This is a genomic window from Myxococcales bacterium, assembly GCA_012513515.1.
In the GTDB taxonomy this organism is placed as follows: domain Bacteria; phylum UBA10199; class UBA10199; order 2-02-FULL-44-16; family JAAZCA01; genus JAAZCA01.
In genome coordinates, this window is record JAAZCA010000004.1 from 21,398 (window position 1) to 45,590 (window position 24,193).

Here is a 24,193-nt window from a genome sequence, read left to right on the forward strand (position 1 = left end):
TTCAACTGCCTTTCATGTTGCCAAGTTCATACTGCCATATCGTCACTGCTGCTATGGCGGCCGTTTCAACCCTGAGGATTTGCGGTCCAAGCGATACGCTGGAGATCCCGCTTTTGGAGGCCATTTCAACTTCCTCTGGAGCGAACCCGCCTTCCGGACCTATCAGCAGAAGATGTCCTGATTTTTTTTTCGATGACTTGAAATATTCAGGGAGAGTCATTAGCGCCTTTCCCTCGTAGAGCATGGCCCTGTTTTCAGATTTCATCTCCGTGTTGCATAGGGTCTCAAAGGGAAGCATTTTTTCAACGCATGGAATAATTGGAAGCCCCGACTGTTTCGCTGCGGCGATTGCAATTTTGTTCCACCGCTCATTCTTTGAGGCGGAGGACTTTGCCAGATGTGGCAGGCTTCGCTCGCACTTGACCGGAATGATTCGCCTGCATCCCAGCTCCACGGCTTTTTGAATGGCGATTTCAAATTTTTCGCTTTTGAAGATCGAGAGGGCCAGTACGGGCGGTTCTGTCCGAGTTGCTTTTTTGATAGCGCTCCTGACGGATATTCTTACAGCTTTGCTGGATGTGCCGTCTATTTCGGCCTTGAATGAATTCCCGAGTCCGTCGGAAATTTCGATCCAATCTCCGGCTCTTAGTCTAAGCACGTTGCTGATGTGATGCGCATCGCCGCCGAGCAGTTCGATTTTACAGGGAGGGGCTATTTTTTTGTCGATAAAAAAATGTGGCATTATTCGGATTCCTCTGTTGTGAATGTCATCGAACTCCATTCCCCCATTTTGTCGTGCCTCCGGAGCGAAAGAGTTTCCGAGAAAATCTTTAGAATATCATCGGCCTGATCGTGAGTTATTCCGGAGAGTACAATGCTTCCACGCGGTGCCAGGATATTTAACAATTCATCCCTGAGCTCTGTCAGGGTAGATAGGAGTATGTTAGCCACCACGACATCGTACCTTTTTTTCACCATGGAGATGTCGGCTAAAACCTTTATCTCCGGCATGCCGTTTAGCGAAAAATTTTCCGAGGCTATCTCCGCTGCGACAGGGTCGTTTTCGACTGCGGAAATCGGACTGAACGCGAGCTTTCCGGCGACCATCGCCAATATGCCACTGCCTGTTCCGACATCTATTAGGGATCTTCGCTCACCCCTGCGGCTGAGCCTGTGGATTTCTGAAGCGCAGAGTTTGGTGGTGGGATGCAGCCCTGTTCCGAATGCCATCTTTGGATCTATTATTATTTTATTTTCGGACGGGACGGCTTCATCTTCCCATGTTGGAGATATCGTGATCCCTGGGACTATTTCAAATGGCGAAAACCACTGTTTCCAGCTCTCTGTCCAGTCGTCTAGCTCGGCTGTTTCATATGACGCTCTGACTTTGGAATTTTCCGGCAAGATGAGAAATTGGTCGAAGATTTTTTTGAGTTCTATCAAATCAAACCGATCCGGATCATAGTAGGCTGTAAGGAGCGTAGTATCTTCTTTATCCTCCTCCATTATTCCCGCCACTTCGGTGTCGTGTAAAAAAACGGTGAGCTTCTCGATCGTGGTCTTGGGGGATTCAAATTTTGCAATATGCCAAAGCTTTCCCATTATAACCGCCAGTCTGTTTGACCGCCCTCTCTATCATGTGATACTTTTGTCATCAAGAAATATGAGCCCCATTTTGACCTTAAACGTTGCACGGGCTTCTCAAGGGGGAACCATGGAGGAGTTGAAGCAGGCCGCAGCGTGCGCTGATGCCCCTGCGTTGGAATTCGAAAAAGAGGGGAACTGGATCGAGGCCTCTTTGAAAACTCTTCAGCAGATGCTTTTTCACCCCACTTCATTTTTTAAAGGAGTGGGGGCCGGTGCGGGAGTGAAGCGCCCTCTGCTTTTTTCACTGGTTCTCTTCTACATCATGGTGATGAGCGCAGCGGCATATCAGTTGGGCTTTCATGTTTTTTCCGGAGCGGCTAAGCGCCTGACCGAGCATGCGGCAGCCGATGCTGTCGCTGCTATTCTAGGTCTTCCTGTCGGAATTCTCTTTTTGGCTCTGTTCCTCATAGTAGGTCTTCCAATCCTATCCATTTCAGGCAACCTGATAAAAGCGGGGATGTACCATATCTGCCTGTTGATACTCGGCGCTGCCACTCGAGACTTTACGACCACATTTCGGGTGGTTTGCTATTCATCTGGAATTCAGGTTCTGCAGATTGTTCCAGTCATTGGAAGTATAGCTGCTTACATATGGGGGATCGCGTTGGATCTCATAGGGCTGCGTGAGGCACACGGGACGACTACCGGCAAGAGCCTTCTGGCGGTATTTCTTCCCATGCTGCTTTGCTGCAGCTTTTTAGCCATCATCCTGTTTCTGATAGCTGGAGGAGTTTTTGCTGCAGTGCTCAAGGGATGGTAGAGGAACTCAGCGTTCAGCGAATCCTTTGAGTCTCAGTTCACCCAAGAGCTCGGAATTCGCAGGGTTGGAGGAGAGCCTCAGCAGCACGGCCTTCAGTTGGGCAATTCCTTTCCAGCTGTTGTCGAAGCTTACAAGGCTTGCGCTTGGCACCTCCTTTGAGTGAGAAATAAATTTTATCGACTTGCTCCATGCGGAAGGGATTCTTTTCAGGGAGAATGCCTCGGATGGTGTGAGAATTGCGTACCCCTTTTTCTTTCCGCTGCCTATCCGTTGCAGCTCCAGCAGGATTTGGCTGCTGCTCCTTAAGGATATCTTTTTGGGGAGGTTTGGGAAGAGGTATTCGCGGATGAAATTTTCCGATAATGGCTCACTCGTAACGATTTCAGCACCATCTTGTAAAGTTGGCGTGGCCCCTACGAGCGAATACTGTTCCAAGGGCTTGCCGGATGGCTCCGGAAGGGTGGCGAGTATGGTCTCATATTTTCCAAGCTTTGCTCCCTCCTGAACCAGCGCCGGATGGCTTATGATGGCGAGTTGAGGGTGCTCCTTCCAGATGAACTCCAGTCCTCCGGCCACGCTGTTAAAGTATTTCCCGGATACCGAAAAAGGTTTGATCTGGGCATTTATCGTATCGCAGAAAAGATCGATCAACGGCTGGGCCTCTGCGGTGTTTCCAGCTTCGCCTGGATACCAGAAAATTATCTTTGCCTCGTTCGCCGCGGATGCAGGGGTGGCTATCGATGCCAGCAGGAGGGCAACTAACAGCGTTATCGTTTTCATCATAGTAGGAACTCCAGTCTGCCGACTATTCATGGATGGTCGGTCGCTGGATGTGATTGAAAAGAGGGGTTCTTGTCAAGCGCTGTCGACCGCAATTGTTTTTGACAGATATCAGAACCGATGGTAATCATTTGCAAATTTAGTCGGAGGAGCGCCCGATGAACCCGTTTCAGGAAACCGCCAGCAGACCCTATGACGTCTCTGTCATAGTGCCGTTTTACAACGAGATCGAGAATCTTGAACAACTGTACAAAGAGCTTAAACAGGCGCTGGCCCCTACCGGCAGAAGCTTTGAGATTCTGTTCGTAGATGACGGCTCCAGCGATGGCAGCAATGGCTTGGTTGAAAGGCTGGCTGAAGCCGACGATGATGTGAAGCTGATACAGTTCACCAGAAATTATGGACAGACTGCAGCTATGGCGGCCGGTTTTCACTTCGCTAGGGGACGTATATACGTAGCTATCGATGCCGACAACCAGAACGATCCGATGGATATTCCCAAACTCCTGGACATGATCGACCAGGGGTGTGATGTCGTATCCGGCTGGAGGAAAAACCGGAAGGATCGGATTTTCACCAGGAGGATTCCTTCAATTCTTGCAAACAAGCTTCTCTCGAAGGTGACCGGAGTGCGCTTGAAGGATTATGGATGTTCTTTAAAGGCCTACAGGGCGGAGTATATAGATTCCATTTCCCTCTATGGTGAAATGCACAGGTTCATTCCTGCTTATGCCGCGATGGTAGGTGCGAAGGTGGTGGAGGTTCCAGTAAATCATCGCGCAAGAACGCGGGGGAAGTCGAAATACGGCTTGAACAGGATATTCAAGGTCGTGATCGACCTCATGACAGTAAAATTTCTCTCAAGCTACCTGAATAAACCCGGCTATGTCTTCGGCGGCGCAGGGTTCGCGCTTTGTTCGATGGGACTCCTTTCAGCCGCGGAGGTGATCCTTGAGAAATTTATTGCGGGCACATATGCACACAAAAATCCGTTTCTTCTTCTTGCCGTTTTTCTCTTCTTCCTCGGAGTGCAGTTCATGCTGATGGGGCTGATCGCCGAAATTCAGGTTCGTACGTATCATGAATCTCAGGGGAAAAAGACCTATCTCGTTAAAAAGACCGTCAACATCCAATCCGAGGCGGAGTGAGCAGATGTGTGGAATATGCGGAATAGTTTTTGACGATCCAGGCCGGGAGATCGACATCTCCATCCTTAAAAAAATCAACAGGACCATGATACATCGAGGTCCCGACGATGAGGGATATTATCTGGGGAAGGGCTGTGGACTTGCCATGCGACGCCTATCCATAATCGATCTGGAGGGGGGGCATCAGCCATTTTCTTCGGAGGACGGTGGGATCGTGTCCATATGCAACGGAGAGCTTTACAACTTCAGGGATATAAGAAGTGAGCTTTTGGCCGGCGGACACCTTTTGAAAAGCAGGAGTGACGCCGAGGTCCTTCCTCATCTATATGAGAGGGATGGGGCTGGTCTGGTACACCATCTGAAAGGGATGTTCGCCCTTGCCGTTTGGGACGATAAAGAAAAAACGCTGATCCTGGCAAGGGATAGAATGGGGCAGAAGCCGCTTTACTATCTCTATCATGATGGAGCTTTGCTTTTTGCTTCCGAACTGAAAGCCTTGCTTGAGTATCCAGGTTTTCATCCAGCGTTGAACAAAAAAGCTCTCGCGAAATATTTCGCGTATGAGTACGTCCCTGCGCCCGATAGCATATTCGAAGGGATCAGCAAGCTCGAGCCGGGACATCTTCTTCATTTCAAGGCCGGAAAAATATCAGTAAGGCGTTACTGGGATCTTCCGGTCGGTGAAGAACTCAACATCGGCGAATCGGAAGCGCGCGATAGGTTCATGGCGCTGTTTGACCAGTCGGTGCAGAGAAGGCTGATAGGCGATGTTCCTCTCGGCGTCTTCTTGTCTGGCGGGCTTGATTCATCTTCAGTGGTCGCCATGATTGCAAGACACCGTGAGGCAAAAGAGATAAAGACCTTTTCAATTGCATTCAGCGAAAAATCTTTTGATGAGTCATCCCATGCCAGGTCGGTCGCCAGACATTTCGGGACGGATCACAGGGAGGAAGTTCTTTCTCCTGAGAATTTGATAGCTCTTTTCCCGGAGGTAACGGCGTTGCTCGATGAGCCGCTTGGTGATGCTTCTATCATACCGACCTATGCGCTTTCGCGTTTCACCAAAAAATATGTCACGATTGCGCTAGGGGGGGACGGTGCCGATGAGCTCTTCGCTGGATACCCCACATTTCAAGCCGAGCGTTTCGCCAACTATTACAGAAAAATTCCTCGGCTAATAAGGAATGGAGTTATAGAAAGATTTATTTCCAATCTTCCCACATCGGATGAAAATATAAGCCTGGATTTTAAAATAAAACAGTTCATCAAAGGTGCCGGCAGGGAAGATATTTCTCGTCATGCTACATGGATGGGATCTTTCTCAGAGGAGGAGCTTAAAAAACTTCTTTCTTTCAACCCGTCGCATGGGCTTTATGAAGATACGGCGCGTCATTTCAAAAATTCGATGCTAGCCTCCAAAGGCAACCGCGTTCTTTATTCTTACAAAAAGCTCTATCTTGCCGATGACATCCTTACAAAGTTGGATCGGGCCTCCATGTGGAATTCTCTCGAGGCGAGAGCTCCGTTTATGGATCATGAACTGGTTGAATTCGTCTTCCGCCTTCCGTACACCTTTAAACTGAGAGGCATGACGATGAAGTATCTTCTGAAAAAATCTTTTGAGGAGATCCTTCCAAAGGGAATAGCACGCCGTTCGAAGAAGGGATTTGGAATTCCCCTGGCGAAGTGGATAAAGGGCCCCATCAGGGAGATGACCTGTGATCTGCTTGCTTCTGAAAAGATAGCTCGGGAGGGATTTCTAAATCCAGAATATGTTTCGGAAATCCTCGACAGGCATTTGAGCGGCAAAGAGGATAACAGAAAGAAACTATGGACCCTGATAATATTTGAGAAATGGCTTGAAAATTGGGGTGCTAGGGTTTTTGCCAGGCCCGAATAAAAACGGAGAAGATAATGCAAGAGAGAAATTACGATCCGCAAAATATAGAGAAAAAATGGCAACGACGATGGGAGGATGAAAAGTCCTTCAAAGTCGATGAAGGAGGGGAGGGTGAAAAGTACTATCTCGTCGAGATGCTCCCGTATCCCTCGGGACGAATCCACATGGGGCATGTGCGTAATTATACGATAGGGGACGTCGCTGCCAGGTACCGCATTATGAAGGGCGTGAAAGTCTTGCATCCCATGGGATGGGACGCCTTTGGAATGCCGGCCGAAAATGCTGCGATCCAACGTGGGGTTCACCCGGAAGATTGGACCTACCAAAACATAGATTACATGCGCGGCCAGCTCAGGAGGCTTGGATTTTCGTACGACTGGGATCGCGAGATAGCGACGTGCCATCCTGAATATTATAAATGGGAACAGCTAATTTTCACTAAGATGTATGAGAGGGGCTGGGTTTATAAGAAGACCTCGCCGGTCAACTGGTGCCCGAAGTGCCAGACCGTTTTGGCTAACGAGCAGGCCAGCCGGGGTGTTTGCTGGCGCTGCGATTCAAGCGTAGAGATGAGATCGATGTCGCAGTGGTATTTCAAGATTACCGATTATGCCGATGAACTTCTTCGTGATATCGATGAAAAATTGACCGGATGGCCGGAACGCGTCCGGATAATGCAAAAGGAATGGATAGGTAAAAGCGAGGGGGCCAATGTAGATTTTGCCATAGATGGTTCCAGCGAAAAGGTTTGCGTATTCACGACTCGTCCGGATACCCTCTTCGGGGCCACGTTTATGTGCGTTTCCTGTGAACATCCCATAGTTGATGAAGCGATGAAAGATCCTGCGAGAAGGAATGAGATATCTGCATTTATAGAGAGGAGCTCGAAGATAGATCATCAGGCCCGCCTTGAGGACAAATACGTGAAGGACGGGGTTTTTATTGGCAAGAGTTGCATAAATCCTATGACGGGCATGAAGATGCCGATATATGCCGCAAACTTCGTCTTGATGGATTATGGCAGCGGTGCGGTCATGTGCGTGCCTGCGCATGATCAAAGGGATTTTGAGTTTGCCAAGAAATACGATCTTCCTATCAAGGTTGTTATAGAGCCCGAAAATTCGAAACTCGATGCGACTACCATGACGGCGGCCTTTGTCGATGATGGAATTCTCAGGGACTCAGGGGAATTTACCGGAATGAATTCCAGAAAGGCGATCTCAGCGATTTCAGATCACCTTGCCACAATCGGCGCTGGCGGGAAATCGATAACATATCGTCTCAAGGACTGGTGTCTTTCCAGACAGCGCTATTGGGGTGCGCCGATTCCGATCATCTACTGTGATAAATGCGGCGCAGTCGCTGTTCCGGAAGTGGATCTGCCAGTGAAGCTTCCGCGAGATGTCAGCCTCACGGGTGCCGGAGGTTCGCCTCTGGCAAAGGATGAATCTTTCGTGAACGCCAGTTGCCCCAACTGTTCCGGTCCTGCCAAGCGAGAAACGGATACTATGGACACCTTTGTCGAATCATCCTGGTATGTTCTGAGGTACGCCTCCCCCAGATATGATGCTGCTCCGCTCGACAGGGAAAAGGTTGAATACTGGCTTCCTATTGATCAGTACATAGGCGGAATAGAGCATGCGGTGGGGCATCTGATCTACTTCAGATATTTCACCAAAATATTGAGGGACCTTGGCTATATATCCCTCGATGAGCCGTGCAAGGATCTCATGACCCAGGGAATGGTCTACAAAGACGGCGCCAAAATGAGCAAGTCAAAGGGAAACGTCGTCGACCCTGATGACATGATCGCCAAGTATGGGGCCGATACCATGAGGATTTTTTCTCTTTTTGCAGCGCCCCCGGAAAAGGATCTTGAATGGAACGATCAGGGGGTTGACGGTTCGTTCAGATTTCTTGCGCGTATCTGGAGATTTGTCGCCGAGCATATCGACTCCGCATCCGACCCGGATTCATCGGCGGAAGAGAAGCGCTGGATGCACAAGACGATAAAGAAAGTCACCGAGGATATAGAGAGGTTCCATTTCAACACAGCCATCTCCGCGATAATGGAATATCTGAATTTTATCATCGCGCAGGGTGTGGCAAAGACAAGCAAAGAGGCTGTCAGGATGCTGGCTCTTCTGATTTCACCCTTCGCACCACATATGGCTGAGGAGATATGGGAATGGATAGGTAATTCCGAAATGATTGTCAGGCAGAGCTGGCCTTCTTATGATCCGAGCTTGATCAAAAGCGATACGGTGACGGTAGTGGTACAGATCAACGGTAAGCTGCGCGACAGAATAGAGGCCCCATCCGATATAGAAGATGAAGCGCTTAAGAAGATGGCCGTTGAAAGCGAAAAGGTCGCTTTGGCCCTAGCTGGCGTAAATCCAAAGAAGATAATCGTAATACCGAAAAAGCTCGTAAACATAGTGATATAACAATGGCGAGAATGGACGTTACAATATTGGACAAGGAATTAAGGGCCGGCAAGATTCATCCTGTCTATACGATAGTCGGTGAGGAATATCACCTCGTCCGTACTGCTGTTGATATATTAAAAGAAAAAATCTGCGGTTCTGAACGAAACGAATTTTCAACAATCCTTTTGGATGCCGCATCATCCGACGCATCTAGAATACTTCCCTCTTTGCAGACTCCATCCCTCCTTGCGGGCAAAATTCTGGTTCAGGTTAAAAATCTTCACAAACTCGACAAGGAGCTGATTGAAGAGCTTGTTTCATATCTGAATGATCCGTGCGATAGCAGCGTCCTTCTCCTGATTGCAGAGAAGCTCGATGGCAGGACGAAGTTTGCACAGGTTTTGGAAAAGAGGGGAGCGATCATCGAATGTAAGCCGCTTTTTGACAACAAACTTCCCAACTGGTTGAATATAGAGTTCAAACGGCACGGGCGGCAAATCTCTCAACAGGCGGCTTCATTTCTTGCAGATATGGTAGGTAATGATCTTTCCCAGTTGTCGTCCGCCATCGAAAAGATAGTCCTTTATGTAGGTGATAAGAAGCTCGTCGATGTGAGGGATATTGAACAGTCCATCACGGAAACTCACCAGCGCACTGTCTTCATGATGACGGATGCTGTGGGGGAACGTAGTATTTCTCGGGCTATGGCGCATCTGCATAACATAATAGATAACGGTGGGGCGCCTTTGCTTCTTCTCAATATCCTTACAAAGCATTTCAGAATTCTTTCGAAGGCGAAGGAGATAAGCGGACGAATGAATAATCGTGCCGATATTGCGCGATATATCGGAGTCAATCCATTCTTCGCTCAGAAATACATTTCCCAGGCTGCAAATTTTTCGAGGGCTGAGTTAAGGCGCGCTTTCCGGATTTTGCATCGATGTGATCGGGAGATAAAATCAAGCAGGCTGCCAGATGAGAGGCTGCTTGAAAGAGCTCTGATATCCATAATGGGGGATAGGGATAGGCGGGCGGTTTTAAAAAATTGATTTTGCAGGGCCCTCTTTCTTGAAAAAGAGATTTTCGACACCATATATCTCTTCACGGAGGACAGATGCGTTTCGACAAACTTACACTCAAAGCCCAGGAGGCTGTTCAATCTGCGCAGGACCTCGCTGGAAAATTCAATCAGCAGGAAGTTTCGCCGGAACATCTTTTGGTCGCCCTAATAAATCAGGATGGGGGGGTCGTTTCTTCCATACTCAACAAGGTTGGCATCGATCGTCGTACGCTCTCCGATTCTCTGATGGATGAAATTAAAAAGCTTCCTCAGGTGAGCGGTGCGGCTGCAGGTCAACTTTATATTTCGTCTAATCTGAAACGAGATTTTGACGAGGCATTCAGGGAGGCCTCATCATTGAAAGACGATTTCATTTCGTCGGAGCATATCCTGATAGCCATAGCTGAGAATAAATCCTCGAAGGCAGGTGAAATTCTTCGCGCTAGCGGCGTTACAAAAAAGGTAGTCCTTGCTGTCTTGAAAGATATCAGGGGGCCCCACAGGGTGACCGATCAGGATCCCGAGGGGAAATATGAAGCTCTCAAAAAATATACCCGGGATCTTACCGATGCGGCAAGGCAGGGAAAGCTCGATCCGGTCATAGGAAGGGATGACGAAATTCGCAGGGTCATTCACGTTCTTTCCAGGAGGACGAAGAATAATCCAGTTTTAATAGGAGAGCCGGGCGTCGGCAAGACGGCCATCGTCGAGGGGCTCGCGCAAAGAATAATGTCAGGGGATATTCCTGAATCGCTGCGGGACAAACGTCTTCTTTCCCTCGATCTCGCATCGCTTGTGGCAGGCGCCAAATATAGAGGGGAATTCGAAGACCGCCTGAAAGCCCTGCTCAAAGAGGTTTCCGGAAGTGGAGGAGAGGTCGTTCTTTTTATAGATGAGCTTCATACCCTGGTCGGGGCCGGTGGCGCAGAAGGGGCGATAGACGCATCAAATATGCTAAAACCCGCGTTGGCGAGGGGTGAGCTGCGCTGTATCGGTGCAACGACTCTCAATGAGTACAGAAAATACATAGAGAAAGATGCAGCACTCGAAAGGAGGTTCCAGCAGGTCTACGTCGGTCCTCCATCGGTTGAGGAAACTATCGCTATTCTAAGAGGGCTCAAGGAGCGTTACGAGGTTCATCACGGAGTGAGAATTCAGGACTCCGCGATTATAGCGGCTGCAACCCTTTCGGACAGGTACATAGCCGACCGTTTTCTTCCCGACAAAGCCATAGACCTTGTAGATGAGGCCGCTTCAAAGTTGCGCATTGAAGTCGATTCTATGCCGGTGGAGATAGACGAGATAGAGCGCGAGATCATGGGAAAGGAGATCGAATGTACCGCCCTGAAAAAGGAGAGCGACAAGTCGAGCAAGGAAAGGCTTGCCATCCTTGAAAAGGATATCGCGAATCTCAGGGAAAGCTCTCGCTCTCTGAAGGCACACTGGCAGCAGGAACGGGATAAAATAAAGGCCATCAGGGATGCCAGAGAGCGTCTTGAACAGACAAAGTCGGAGCAAGAGAGGGCGGAGCGCAAAGGGGATTTGAGCAGAGCAGCAGAATTAAAATATGGAATCCTTCCATCTATTATAAGGGAAATAGAAGCTGAGGAAAAATCGCTGGAGCTTCTGCAGAAGGATAAAAGAATGCTCACCGAGGCAGTCACAGATGAGGATATCGCTCAGATAGTTTCAAAATGGACCGGAATTCCGGTTTCCAGAATGATGGAAGGAGAAATTCAGAAGCTAGTCCACATAGAGGATAACCTGCGAAAAAGGGTGGTCGGACAGGAAGAGGCGCTCGAGAAAGTCGCATCAGCTGTGAGGCGTTCAAGGGCGGGTCTGCAGGATCCGAATCGTCCTATCGGTTCATTTATATTTATGGGGCCGACCGGCGTTGGCAAAACAGAGACAGCGAGGGCGCTTGCGGAATTTCTTTTCGACGATGAAAGGGCGATGGTCAGGATAGATATGAGCGAGTTCATGGAAAAGCACTCTGTGGCGAGGCTCATCGGTGCTCCTCCAGGCTATGTCGGTTATGAGGAAGGTGGATATCTTACTGAGGCCGTGCGCAGGCGCCCTTATTGCGTCATCTTGCTGGATGAGATTGAAAAAGCGCATCCGGATGTCTTCAATATATTCCTCCAGATCCTCGATGACGGCAGACTGACCGACGGGCAGGGGAGGACGGTAAATTTTACAAATGCCGTGCTCATAATGACCTCCAACATCGGCAGCCAGTACATAACGGATGTGGCTGGCGATGCAGAAAAGGTAACTGAAAGAGTTCTCGCTGCGATGAAGGAACACTTCAGACCCGAATTCATAAACAGGGTTGATGATCTCGTGATATTCCATCCGTTAAAAGAGGAACAGATAAGGGAGATAGTGGATATACAATTGAAAAAGCTTCTCACCATGCTGGCCTCAAGGCATTTAACCCTCGAGGTGAGTGATGCGGCCAAGGGATATCTTGCTTCGAAGGGCTGGGACCCTGTCTATGGTGCAAGACCTCTGAAGAGGGCTATCCAGAAGTACCTCCTAGATCCACTTTCGACCGCCATTTTGGAGGGGGATCTCAAGGAGGGGGATGATAAAAAGGCTGACTTTGAGGGGGGCAAACTCATTATTAAATAATTCCTTTAATATCAAGCATATATCCTATAATTATAAAGTGTAGCATTAGATATCTCTTTCCCATCTGAATCCATATAATGTTCTAATATAAGAACATATCCTGTTTTTAGAACATATTTGTGTTTTATATTTAGAACATCTTGGCTAAAATCAATCACAACTGGTTGAATTGAAAAGGCTCGTGATTGCGGCACGGATATTGCTTTGTGCCGGCCAAAAAAAGGAGACCGTTTATGGGAAAGAGAAAGCTGCTCTGCATAGATGACGACAGGGACTTTTTGATAGCGCTGAGGCTCCAACTTCGAGAGCAGTTCAGGCTCTTCGTATCGGAGGGAATAGAGGAGGGGCTGAAAATTGCCGAGGTAGAGAACCCCGACCTCATCCTTCTCGATGTTAAATTGGAATCCGGAAGCGGAATAGATGCGATACCAAAGATAAAGAGCATGATGCCCGACCCCGATATCGTGATGATTTCCGGTGCACGCGATCCCAAGCTCATAGTTCAGGCTATCCGGGCCGGTGCCATAGATTATCTGACCAAACCCTTCGACCTGAACGATCTTCTGGCAATTTTTGAAAAGCAGAGGGAATCAAAAAAGATTAAAGAGCGCTATCAAGCCTTGGTTCAGTCTCAAAACGAGGAGATTGCCGGACAGGAGATCATCTATAAAAGTTCCTCAATGCGTCGACTCTTTGAACAGGCCGCGCGGCTTAAAAATCATGAGGCCAACGTGCTTATCGTGGGTGAAACCGGAACTGGCAAGGAGCTTTTGGCCAGATTTATCCACGATCAGGAGGGGAAGGGATTGCAGCGCCCCTTTGTGGCGGTCAATTGCGCTGCTATTCCGGAACAGCTTTTGGAGGCGGAGCTCTTTGGGGCCGAGGTCGGTGCATATACAAGTCTCCAGAAGAGAAGAATAGGGAAGTTTGAGCTCGCCGATGGAGGAGACATATTTCTTGATGAAATAGGATCGCTGAGGCTGGATCTGCAGGCAAAGATATTGAGAGTTCTGCAGGAAAAAGAGTTTTCGCGTTTGGGGAGCAATGAAACTATCAAAGCGAATTTCAGAGTCATTGCGGCGGCAAATGTCTCACTGGATGAAAAACTCGGGCGTGGCGAATTCCGCATGGATCTGTATCACAGAATAAGGGTGATACAGTTGAATATACCGCCGCTTCGCGATCGCAAGGAGGATATAGCCGAACTGGTTGAGTATGCCATGAATAAATTCAGTCGGGATGGGGTTAGGAAAAAGATCACTCCTCTCGCAATGGTCAAGCTTGTGGAATATCAATGGCCTGGAAACGTTCGCGAGCTGATAAACGTGGTCCACAGCCTGATAATCCTCTCCCGCGGGGATCTGATCGATGAATCATCCTTTCCATCATGGGTCATGAACGGAACAGTTCCTGATTCAAATGGAAAAAGACACGGAGATCGTCCCGTTGACTGTTCATCTATCACATTGAAGGAGTATCTGGCTCAGGCTGAAAAAATTTACATACGGACCGCATTGGAGAATTGTAGAGGGGACAAGTCAAAAACTGCGCGGATGTTGAACATGGGCAGGACCACTCTTTATGCGCGGCTTAAGGATCTGGGAATGATGTGATGTATGTTGATTTTATTCTTGTGATGCCGATAATGCGGCAATGGCTCGGAATGGATTCGGCTTCATAGAGCGCATTGCTGGCTACTACACACCATGCGTGTCATTCCCGCGGTCTTAAGCCGCCGCCTTTGGCGGGGCAGGCGGGAATCCCGTTTCAACCGTTCGCCAGTTGCGAGTCACCAGTCACAAGTCACAAGTCACGGCTGTTACGAGGATGACAAGCGCATAGTTTTTAGAGGCGCCCTGAATTTGCTGATTTTTCAGAGGTTACCTATGAGAAATAAAAGAAATAGTCGCGGCAACAAACCTCATTTCGGAAAGATCCCGTCAAAGGGATCTTATCGAGTCTCTCGAATGTCGAACTCTTCTCAAAAGGAACGTGCTGGAGAACTTTCCATCCATAGAGAGGGATATGGTTTTGTAGTTATGCCCGACCCCGATTCTTCAGATATATTTGTGCCGGCAAGATATATCGGCGATGCGATGGACGGTGATATAGTAGAGGTGAGAATTTTCTCATCCGGCGGGCGGCGTCCCGAGGGTAGGATTTCAAAGATTTTGGAGAGGAAGAAAAAACTACTAATCGGCAGGATCGAACGCCGTCATGAAAAGTTTTGGGTGATCTCCGACGATCTTAAGGTGCGTTATAGAATTCTCATCGACGCTTCTGATCTTTCCAGTGCAAATGATGGAGATAACGTGGTTGTCGAGATCACGCGCTATCCCGCTGGCGATTCTCCTCCAAAGGGGATAGTAAAGGAGGTCTTGGGCAGGCGAGGGGAATACAAAACGGAGAAGCTCGCCCTTATCATCAGGCATTCGCTGCCTCGCAGTTTCCCCCTCTCAGTTGAAAAGGAGGCGGAAAGAACATGCAGGGAGATAGAGAGATCAACCCTGCTCGAATCCGAGGATCGTGCTAATCTCCTTCATCTTCCCTTTGTGACGATAGATGGCGAGAACGCCAGAGACTTCGATGATGCCGTCTATGTTGAAAGGGCAGACGGAGGCTACAGGCTTTATGTTTCCATTGCGGATGTTTCACTCTATGTTCGTCCGGGCTCCGAAGTGGATCAGGAGGCTTTTAGAAGGGGGACCTCCGTATATTTTCCGGATCAGTGCATCCCCATGCTTCCGGAGATATTGTCAAATGAGAAATGCAGTCTGAACCCGGATGAACCGCGAGCCACGGTAACGGCCGAGCTGTTAGTTTCCAATGACGGGCGCGTCAGCCGGGAGAAATTTTACAGGAGCCTTATCAAGAGCAGGGCTAGAATGACCTATACTGATATCAGGAAGATTCTGATCGATAAGGATGAGCAGTCTATTTTTAAGTACGGGAATTTGTACCGGATGATATCCCTTATGAAGGACTGTCACGATTCCTTAAGAGCTGCAAGGCTTGCGAGAGGCTCGGTTGATTTCGACCTGCCCGAGGCCGATATAGTCATGGGCATGGATGGCGGGATATCCTCTATCGTCAAGGCGGAGCGTCATGTCGGTCACATGATGATAGAGGAATTTATGGTCGTTGCGAACGAGGCGGTCGCCAGATTCCTAACTGAGAATGAAAGAGGGTGTATATATCGCGTTCATCAACCTCCTCCGCCCGACAAACTAAAAGAGCTCTCTCTCTTTCTCTACAACCTTGGATATAAATTTCCTTTCTCAAAGACTGTAAAGGCTGGCCACTTTGCCAGCGTGATTCGGGCTGCGCGCGGGCGCCCTGAAGAGAGGCTGGTCAATCATTTCATACTGAGGTCCATGGCGCAGGCGGCATACAACAGTGAGAACCTGGGTCATTTTGGACTGGCATCCGAATGCTATTGTCATTTTACCTCTCCGATCAGGCGATATCCAGATTTAGAGGTTCATAGACTTCTGACTTCTGCGAAAAGAGGGATAAAATCTTCCAGGCTTATATCTATCTCTGAGACTTCTTCGCTGAACGAGAGGAGGGCCATGGAGGCTGAACGTGAGATGACGAAGCTATTCTCCGCATTTTTCATGAGAGAAAAGGTGGGGGAGGAGTTCGACGGGATAATAAGCCATGTCACGAAATTCGGCTTTTTTGTCGAACTAATGGATTTTTATGTCGAGGGGCTCGTCCATATAACCTCACTTTTTGACGATCAATTTTATTTCGATGAAAAGAGGATGGAGTTGGTGGGGAAAAAGAGGGGAAGCAGACTTCGCATAGGTGATAAGGTCCGGATCGAAGTTGCCGGTGTAGATATACCCGCCAGAGAAGTAAATTTTGAGTTAGTAGCTCTTCCAGTCTAAAATTTTGCCTAGCATTCCCCTAGCATAGTTAAAGCCCTATATCATGAAATTCCTAAATTTAATTCCAGAACTTCATTGCAACATCCCTTTTTTAAACGGGTTTAGGGTTTTAATTAGCTTGACTCAAATAGAGATGAAGAATTATTATGGACTCGAATTTTCAATGAGGAGGCCGATACAGTGAAAAGAACTATGGAAATATCGATCATGGGCCAGAAGTTCATGATCAAAAGCGATTCTGACGATGATTACGTGACGCATGTTGCGAAATACGTCGATCAGAAGATCAACGAGGTCCTCCAGAACACCAAGTCCGTCGCTTCTCTGAACGTAGCTATATTGGCAGCCATGAATATTGCGGACGAATACTTTAAATTTCAAAGAGATAAGAAGGAGCGATTCAACAAGGTTGAAAAGAAGATAGAGGATCTGATAGAATTGATCGACCTTCAGATATAACTTGATCTTTTACAAGATGGCCAAGAGTTTCCCCTGCGGGATTTGTGCTTGGTATCCGCTATTTTAGAACCGATATTTTAAAATAGGGGATTATCCCTTGCTGCGGTGTGCATGCCTCCACCGTATGGTTTGGAGGAAGCCTAAAGCAGCGATATGATCACCCACCTGTAAAGGTCGGGTTCATAAATACCGATGCCACACGGTTCATGCGGGGGATTTTTTTATGTTTTTCAAACTCTTCGCCGATCTTGGTTGAAAAATTTTATTTCATCCACTATAGGATACCCTGCTGTTTTGTTTTTTGCGTTGAAAATGGTTTGATGGCGGGTTGCTGCGGCCGTAATTGGCTGATTTATATAGGATAATTTGCGATTTACGAATAGTCCATCCCCCGCTATATCAACCCTTCGATTTTTGAGCTTAGACTGGATAAGGGGGAGTTGTGATGGAAACGAGGCTTCAGCTTTACAACAGAATGCTTTCCACGCGCGACGAGCTTTCCTCTGATTTTGTTGAATCCGCCAGCAAGGAAATTCAAAAAAAGTTTTTTATTCTAGAGGAGTACCGCCTTTCCAGGCGAATAGGCCTTTATGCCCCTTATCAAAACGAGGTAAGAACCTCCTTAATTTTTGAGGAGAGCGATAGGAATAGGAAAGAGCTCTATTTTCCGGCTGCGAGGGGAGTTGCCGATGCCGTCAAATATTATCGCATTCAGGATCTAAAAGAGCTGGAGAGACGTGAAAATGGTTCCATGGAGCCGACAGGCAAACAGAGTTCTCTCAGGGATATAAATACCCTGGATATGATAGTGATACCGGGTGTTGCCTACGACCTCGCCGGCGCCCGGATCGGTTTTGGAAAGGGTTTTTATGATACCTGCTTGAACGAATTTTGCGGTGAGAGGATAGCGCTTGCCTACGATTTTCAAATCGTTTCAAAGCTTCCGCATCTCTCCGGCAAGGGCAGGGTCGACTGGATCATCACTGAGAAGAGGATGATCCGTATTGACTGAAATTGTACGGACAGCGCGCTGCGCATCCCTTCTGGTAGTCATGAGGGCTCGGCGTGCATTCACATATAGGAGGTACCTGTGACTGTAGAACTTTGGCAATTTATTATGTTTGTCGTAGCAGCGGTGGTTTTAGGGCTGCTGGTTGGTTCGCTGATAAGAAGAAGGTTTAGCAAACGTAAGATGGAGGAAGCCGAGGCGAAGGCCTCAGCGTTGGTTAAAGAAGCTTCATATTCCGCCGAAAACATAAAGAAGGATGCGGAGCTTGAAGCCAAGGATATCAAGCTAAAGGCCAGAAGCGAGCTTGAGCGGGAAAGTCAGGAAAAACTCAAAGAGTTGCAGGCGATGGAAAAACGCCTTCAGCTCAAGGAGGACAATCTCGAAAAGAAGTTCAATCTTCTTGAGAAGAAAGAGGAGGAACTTCATAGGGCTGAGCAGTCGAATGTCGATCGCAAAAAGCATGCCGAGGCCCTTGAGAAACGCTACATGGAACTTGTCACGGAGACGAGAAAACAGCTTGAGCAGATTGCTGGGATATCCTCGGAAGAGGCGAAACGTCAGCTCATCGATTCGATGGTTGAAGAGGCGAAACAGAACGCCGCACGCTTCATACTGGAGATCGAGGAGAGGTCGAAGGAGGATGCACAGAAAAAATCCAGACACATCATCGCTACGGCGATGGAGAGGATGGCATCCGATTATGTCGCCGAAAGGGCGATATCGGTGGTCCAGCTTCCTAACGATGAGATGAAGGGACGAATAATCGGTCGCGAGGGAAGAAATATTCGCGCACTTGAAGCGGCCACCGGCATCGATGTCGTGATCGATGATACCCCCGAGGCGGTAATACTCTCGGGCTTCAATCCGGTCAGAAGAGAGGTCGCCCGAATCGCAGTATCGAATCTCATAGCCGACGGCAGGATTCATCCTACGCGCATCGAGGAAATGGTTGAGAAGGCCGAAAAAGAGGTTGACGCCACCATCAAGGAGGCTGGTGAACAGCTCTGCCTGGAATTGAACGTTCCGAACCTGCATCCTGAATTGGTGAAGCTTCTTGGTTCGCTTAAGTATCGCTACAGCTTTGCTCAGAATGTCCTTCAACATACCAAGGAGGTCGCTTATATCGCGGGTATGATGGCCTCGGAGCTGGGCATAGATGAAGCGAAGGCGAGAAGGGCGGGGCTTTTGCACGACATAGGCAAGGCTGTGAGCCATGAGGTCGAGGGAAGCCACGCCTTGATCGGCATGGAATACGCAAAGAAATATCGCGAGGATCAGGAAGTGGTTCACGCAATAGGTGCGCACCATGAGGATATAGAGCAGAATACGGTCTTGGACCTTGTCATCGACGCAGCGGATGCTCTTTCAGGGGCTAGGCCAGGGGCGAGAAGAGAGGTTCTGGAGGCCTACGTTAAGAGGGTCGAGGATCTTGAGAAAATTTCTCAGTCCTTCAAGGGCGTAAGCAAGGCCTATGCTATTCAGGCCGGTCGCGAAGTTCGAGTAATGGTCGTCAACGATCAGGTCAGCGATGCCGAGGCTGTTGTGCTTTCTAAGGATATCGCCAAGAAGATTGAATCGGAGATGACCTATCCAGGGCAGATAAAGGTCACAGTCATACGTGAAACGAGGGCGACCGAGTTCGCAAAATAAGTTTGAGCTTAATCAATGTCTAAGATCAGGATTCTTGTTGTAGGAGATATATTCGGAAGACCGGGGCGGCAGATCTTTCACGATTTGCTTCCCGGCCTTATTCATCAACACCGTGTGGACTTTGTCATTGCCAATGGCGAAAACGCGTCAGGCGGGCGAGGTATCACGTCAAAAAACGCCGATGAAATATTGCAGAGCCCTGTTAACGTTCTGACTACTGGCAACCACATATGGGAGCATGATTCTATCAAGCCGTATTTTGAAACCCATCCGATACTTCGTCCGCATAATGTCGATAGTGCGCTCCCTGGTAAGGGATGGGGGGTCTTTACTTCATCCTCAGGCTGCAGGGTCTGCGTCGTCAGCCTGCAGGGATGCGTATTCATGGATGACAAGGGGATGAAGGCGATGAATCCATTTCAATCTATGGATACCTTGTTAAAGGAAATTTCGCCGATTTCAGACATCATCATAGTTGACTTTCATGCCGAGGCGACAAGCGAAAAAAGGGCGCTTGCTTGGCATCTCGATGGAAGGGTAAGCGCCTTGCTCGGAACTCATACCCACGTCCAGACCGCCGATGAAGAGATCCTCCCGAACGGGACCGCCTATATATCCGATATCGGCATGACGGGGCCGCACGCCTCTGTGATAGGGCTTGCCAAAGAGGTAGCAATTTTGAAATTCCTCACCGGTGAGAAGAAGAAGTTCAAGGTTGCGGAGGAAGGTCTGGCACTCAATGCTGTGCTATGTGAATTTTCCATCCAAACAGGCAAGGCCCTCTCCATAGAGAGAGTCAGGGCTACAAACTAGAACCATCATTCAGTGGTATTTCCGCGTTCATCAAAAAAGATTATTCTTGTTTTTTTCCCATCGTGGTTGATCATAGCAAGGTTGGGCATTGATGTGGCGAGCACCTTGTCACCATAAGAGAGATTGTAATTGAATGTGAGCGGGGAAAACTCTAGAAAGTGATTGATCACAGTTCCGTCATTTGCATCCACCACATCCAGGGTAGTTCCCCGGTGTATGGGTGCAGAAACATAGATTTTGTCACTACCGTTTGTTGTCAAACCAAACGGGATGGAGGTTGGCAACCCTCTACTATTTATCTTGATTGGAAATGTAGCCCATGTCATAGGAAGGTCCCATAGAATCATACCGTCGGGGCTAAGGCTGGACACGCTCAACGAGACCTCTTCCTCAAGGTATGTAGCTATGATATTGTCATTAAGGCACTCAAGGGAGTTGATAACGGAGGGATGATCTTTCGAGCGCAGAAGGTCAACGGCGTTGTTGATGAGATCTGGCTCTCCGATATTATCTGGACCTTCTACAGGGATTATGAAGGACATGTAACCATTATCAGTGTCGTAGCTCGCAGCTGCTGCGTAGTACGTGCCATCGCAGTATTGCAGATCCATTATTCCGCAGCTATTATCACCATCGTGAGTCCCACAAACTGGTTTTACCTCAACCTCATTATTAAGGTCGAGATCGGCGACTAGGATGTAAGCACCGTTGCGCTTTGTTCCAGCAGGATCATCAGGCATTTCGACGGTCATTGGGATGTAGAGCTTATCTCCGAATATTCGCATATTTGGTAGGCCTACGAATCCTTTATCATTCCAGGGGGCGTAGGAATGGTTCATACCAACAACTGGAAGTGTTTTTTTGAATTGGAGAGCGTTGCCATCATACTCAAGCTTGTGCAAGTAGTAACTAGACTCATCGCCGCCTTTCTCTCTCTGATGACCGAGTGCATAGATAGCGCTGTCCTTATCTACCACGATTGACGTAATTGAGTTAAATTCATAGTTAATAGGGCCCGGCGCGATAGCAGGTCCGCCAGTGGTATTTTCCGGTTGGATCAGTTGCTCAAGCTTCCACTTGAATGAATTCTCGTCGAATCCAACTATCCCTATCATTGGGGTGAGCTCTTCAGGATCTCTATCAGCATTGTTTCCGGCAACTACGAATTTATCACCTATTGAACTGACCACAGGCAGAAAGTGATTTGATATGGTCAACGCTCCCGCCTTTGCAGCTCTGAAGCTTAGAGTATTTTTCTGTTCTCCAAGTTTTTGATAGATCCCGTCGGCAATGAAGAGAAAATCGGATGTCATTTGCAAATCGTATTCGCGATATGGTTCGAGAAGAGAGAGGGTTTCGATCGTCATCTGATAGGCCCCAAGTTCCTCTCTGTAGTCTATCCCACTCCTAAATGGGATCTCCTCGCCATTGCTCTTTTTGGTAATTTTAATCCCTTCCGAGGAATGATCGAGAAGGGTAACTATCGGTGTGAATGTGATTACCATATGTCCGTCGAGCGTGAGGATGGAGCCATCCGATGGCATGAAGGAGGTCACCAGCTGATCGAAGCTGTACGAGGTCATCTGTGCATTTTCTATGGTGTTCGGAGATGAAATTCCGGAAATCAGCTGACATGATTGGCTAAGCCCTAGCACAAGAAGCGCCACAAGAATTTTTATCGGTGAATATCTCATGATCCCTCCCTTTATCGCTGGAAGAGTATTTTGCAAGATCGATGCCATCGATCTTGTCCTCGCTGCCAACTATAACCTATTAATATTAAAAGGTATAATGATTTTTTATCCCTCTCCGTTTCAGAATAAAGTTGCTGATCCATATACTGGTGACGGAAAAATGACGGCAGCTTCTCAAAATGTGAAGTTGGAGCGCTTTGAACAGTTTTAAAGCCAGCAAAGGGTCGATTGACAAGCTCTTACTGCCATCGATCATCTCCCTCTGGACATGCCCCACCATCTTCTGTAGATTGCGCCAGCTATGAAGATAAAACACAGCGTAGAGGAACAGCTGAAGGTCATAAAGAGAGGGGCTATCGACCTGATCGGCGAAGAAGAACTCATCAAAAGGCTTGAAAAGGGAACCCCCTTGCGAGTCAAGATCGGATTTGACCCTACCGCCCCTGATCTGCATCTGGGCCATACGGTGGTAATGCAGAAGCTTCGGCAGTTTCAGGATTTGGGGCATAAAGTTATTTTTCTTCTGGGTGATTATACTGCGATGATCGGCGATCCATCCGGGAGAGATGAAACGCGCCCGACCCTCTCTGAAGAAGTCGTGAAAAAAAATGCCCAGACATACGTGAAGCAGGCTTCTAAGATATTGAATATTGAGGATGCCGAGGTGCGTTTCAATTCAGAGTGGCTTGGAAAGATGAGCGGGCCGGACTTTCTTAGGCTTTCGTCCAAATATACAATAGCACGCATGATGGAAAGAGATGACTTCAAAAAGCGATATACGCAGGGGCATCCTATTCGTATTCACGAGTTCATCTATCCTTTGCTTCAAGGTCATGATTCTGTGGTACTGAAAGCCGATATCGAGATCGGTGGCACTGATCAGATATTCAACTTGTTGGTGGGTCGTGAACTTCAGAAGGAAGAGGGGCAGAGTTCGCAGATTGTGCTCACCATGCCGCTTCTTGTCGGCACGGACGGCGTGCAGAAGATGAGCAAGAGCTATGGTAATTATGTAGGTATCAACGAGGCTCCGCGCGAAATTTTCGGCAAGCTCATGTCTATTTCAGATGAGCTCATGTGGCGTTACTACGAACTTCTTTCCAATCTTTCAATGAATGAGATAGAGGAACTCAAAAGCGAGTTGGCGCTCGGAAAAATTCATCCAAAAGTTGTTAAAGAAAATTTTGCGATGGAGATCGTCGCTAGATTTCATTCTGAAGAGCTGGCGATCAAAGCGCGAGATGAATTCGAAGAGATTTTCGGCAAGAAGGGCAAGCCGGATGAGATGGAAGAATTTTCCATCTCCCGCCATTCTTCACTCGTCGAAATTCTTTCCGAGCTCGGACTCTGTTCGAGCAAATCGGATGCTCGGAGGATGATCTCCCAGGGAGCCGTGAGGCTCGATGACGCTAAAATAGACGCAATCGATTTCAAGATGACGAAAAAAGGACCCTGCATTTTACAGATCGGCAAGAGAAAGTTCGCCAGGCTGATCGTAAGCTGATTTTTATTTTTGGAGAGTGTTTGTAACTATTTGATTTACATGGATGTCTTAGCTGTCGCCCGCTTCCTTCGTTTTTTTGAAAAAAATGTTTTTTTTATGAAATGTTTGTTGACACAGGGGAACATATTCTGTAGAAGACGCCTCACGCTTTTAAGGCATCCCCAGAGGGACTAGTTAAAAAGCCTGAAATATCAAGAAGTTAAGGCAGTTCCCGACTAGGGAATGTTCCTTTCTGCGGTCTGCTCTTTGAAAACTGAATAGCGAGTCATAAATGGCAAACGTTGAATTATACCGTTTAAATGGGCTCCCATCTTTCGAGATGGGAAGTATCAAGATAACAAACGCATCATTGAAAAATGAAGCGTCTTTATTAACAGAATTTAACTGGAGAGTTTGATTCTGGCTCAGAACGAACGCTGGCGGCGTGCCTAACACATGCAAGTCGAACGGGAATGTTTCCTTCGGGGAACTAGTACCGTGGCGCACGGGTGAGTAATACGTAGGTGACCTGCCTTTCGCTGGGGAATAACTCCGGGAAACCGGAGCTAATACCGCATACGCCCTACACTTCATTGTGCCGGGGAAAGATGGCCTCTCCATGGAAGCTATCGGCGATAGATGGGCCTGCGCACCATTAGCTAGTTGGTAGGGTAATGGCCTACCAAGGCTACGATGGTTAGCTGGTCTGAGAGGATGATCAGCCACACTGGAACTGAGACACGGTCCAGACTCCTACGGGAGGCAGCAGTGGGGAATATTGCGCAATGGGCGAAAGCCTGACGCAGCAACGCCGCGTGAGTGATGAAGGCCTTC

General features: G+C 48.2%; 17 protein-coding genes, 1 rRNA gene and 1 other RNA gene. 15 read left to right on the plus strand and 4 right to left on the minus strand.

What is annotated here, in order from left to right; genetic code table 11:
* Position 1 precedes the first annotated feature (1 nt).
* Together GX659_00660 and GX659_00665 are read right to left on the minus strand one after the other, a co-directional pair.
* Complete coding sequence (locus GX659_00660; GenBank protein NLD27303.1) at positions 2-742, minus strand: 16S rRNA (uracil(1498)-N(3))-methyltransferase; 741 nt, start codon at positions 740-742, stop codon at positions 2-4.
* On the minus strand, positions 742-1,602 hold the full coding sequence (locus GX659_00665; protein NLD27304.1) for a methyltransferase domain-containing protein: 861 nt from the start codon (positions 1,600-1,602) through the stop codon (positions 742-744). The genes GX659_00660 and GX659_00665 overlap by 1 nt, the downstream gene beginning before the upstream one ends.
* A gap of 112 nt (positions 1,603-1,714) precedes the next feature.
* Between GX659_00665 and GX659_00670 the strand changes: the two genes are divergently transcribed.
* On the plus strand, positions 1,715-2,407 hold the full coding sequence (locus GX659_00670; GenBank protein ID NLD27305.1) for a hypothetical protein: 693 nt from the start codon (positions 1,715-1,717) through the stop codon (positions 2,405-2,407).
* Between the two features lie 6 nt (positions 2,408-2,413).
* Here GX659_00670 and GX659_00675 read toward each other — a convergent pair whose 3' ends face one another.
* Positions 2,414-3,190, minus strand: coding sequence for a hypothetical protein (locus tag GX659_00675; protein NLD27306.1), 777 nt, complete (start codon positions 3,188-3,190; stop codon positions 2,414-2,416).
* Positions 3,191-3,345: 155 nt separating this feature from the next.
* On the opposite strand from GX659_00675, the gene GX659_00680 reads away from it, so the two are divergent.
* The 12 genes from GX659_00680 (at position 3,346) to GX659_00735 (ending at position 20,182) form a co-directional block, all read left to right on the plus strand.
* Entirely contained in the window at positions 3,346-4,335 is a 990-nt protein-coding gene (locus tag GX659_00680) for a glycosyltransferase family 2 protein (GenBank protein ID NLD27307.1), read from the plus strand.
* Positions 4,336-4,339: 4 nt separating this feature from the next.
* Positions 4,340-6,235 carry an asparagine synthase (glutamine-hydrolyzing) gene (gene asnB / locus GX659_00685; GenBank protein ID NLD27308.1) on the plus strand — a complete coding sequence of 632 codons (1,896 nt, stop codon included), beginning with the start codon at positions 4,340-4,342 and terminating at the stop codon, positions 6,233-6,235.
* A gap of 14 nt (positions 6,236-6,249) precedes the next feature.
* Positions 6,250-8,682 carry a leucine--tRNA ligase gene (locus GX659_00690; protein ID NLD27309.1) on the plus strand — a complete coding sequence of 811 codons (2,433 nt, stop codon included), beginning with the start codon at positions 6,250-6,252 and terminating at the stop codon, positions 8,680-8,682.
* A 2-nt stretch (positions 8,683-8,684) separates the two neighbouring features.
* The gene (gene holA / locus GX659_00695) at positions 8,685-9,713 is read left to right on the plus strand and encodes a DNA polymerase III subunit delta (protein NLD27310.1); all 1,029 of its coding nucleotides are present in this window, start codon (positions 8,685-8,687) and stop codon (positions 9,711-9,713) included.
* Positions 9,714-9,778: 65 nt separating this feature from the next.
* Positions 9,779-12,358 (plus strand): ATP-dependent chaperone ClpB, encoded by a 2,580-nt coding sequence (clpB, locus tag GX659_00700; protein NLD27311.1) that lies wholly within the window; start codon positions 9,779-9,781, stop codon positions 12,356-12,358.
* 233 nt (positions 12,359-12,591) lie between these two features.
* Complete coding sequence (locus tag GX659_00705) at positions 12,592-13,971, plus strand: sigma-54-dependent Fis family transcriptional regulator (GenBank protein ID NLD27312.1); 1,380 nt, start codon at positions 12,592-12,594, stop codon at positions 13,969-13,971.
* A 273-nt stretch (positions 13,972-14,244) separates the two neighbouring features.
* Positions 14,245-16,251, plus strand: a complete 2,007-nt coding sequence (gene rnr, locus GX659_00710; GenBank protein ID NLD27313.1) for a ribonuclease R — start codon at positions 14,245-14,247, stop codon at positions 16,249-16,251.
* Positions 16,252-16,431: 180 nt separating this feature from the next.
* Positions 16,432-16,710: a cell division protein ZapA gene (locus GX659_00715; protein ID NLD27314.1), complete on the plus strand. Its 279-nt coding sequence runs from the start codon at positions 16,432-16,434 to the stop codon at positions 16,708-16,710.
* Positions 16,711-16,737: 27 nt separating this feature from the next.
* A non-coding RNA gene (gene ssrS / locus GX659_00720) (6S RNA) lies at positions 16,738-16,929 on the plus strand.
* 223 nt (positions 16,930-17,152) lie between these two features.
* Complete coding sequence (locus tag GX659_00725; GenBank protein ID NLD27315.1) at positions 17,153-17,722, plus strand: 5-formyltetrahydrofolate cyclo-ligase; 570 nt, start codon at positions 17,153-17,155, stop codon at positions 17,720-17,722.
* A gap of 78 nt (positions 17,723-17,800) precedes the next feature.
* A complete protein-coding gene (rny, locus tag GX659_00730) occupies positions 17,801-19,369 on the plus strand; it encodes a ribonuclease Y (GenBank protein NLD27316.1) in 1,569 nt (522 codons plus the stop codon).
* Between the two features lie 24 nt (positions 19,370-19,393).
* Positions 19,394-20,182: a TIGR00282 family metallophosphoesterase gene (locus tag GX659_00735; GenBank protein NLD27317.1), complete on the plus strand. Its 789-nt coding sequence runs from the start codon at positions 19,394-19,396 to the stop codon at positions 20,180-20,182.
* A gap of 5 nt (positions 20,183-20,187) precedes the next feature.
* On the opposite strand, the gene GX659_00740 is transcribed toward GX659_00735, so the two are convergent.
* Positions 20,188-21,876, minus strand: coding sequence for a hypothetical protein (locus GX659_00740; GenBank protein ID NLD27318.1), 1,689 nt, complete (start codon positions 21,874-21,876; stop codon positions 20,188-20,190).
* 301 nt (positions 21,877-22,177) lie between these two features.
* Between GX659_00740 and GX659_00745 the strand changes: the two genes are divergently transcribed.
* Together GX659_00745 and GX659_00750 are read left to right on the plus strand one after the other, a co-directional pair.
* Positions 22,178-23,380, plus strand: coding sequence for a tyrosine--tRNA ligase (locus tag GX659_00745; GenBank protein ID NLD27319.1), 1,203 nt, complete (start codon positions 22,178-22,180; stop codon positions 23,378-23,380).
* 380 nt (positions 23,381-23,760) lie between these two features.
* Positions 23,761-24,193: ribosomal RNA gene (locus GX659_00750) — 16S ribosomal RNA — on the plus strand; the annotation flags it as partial.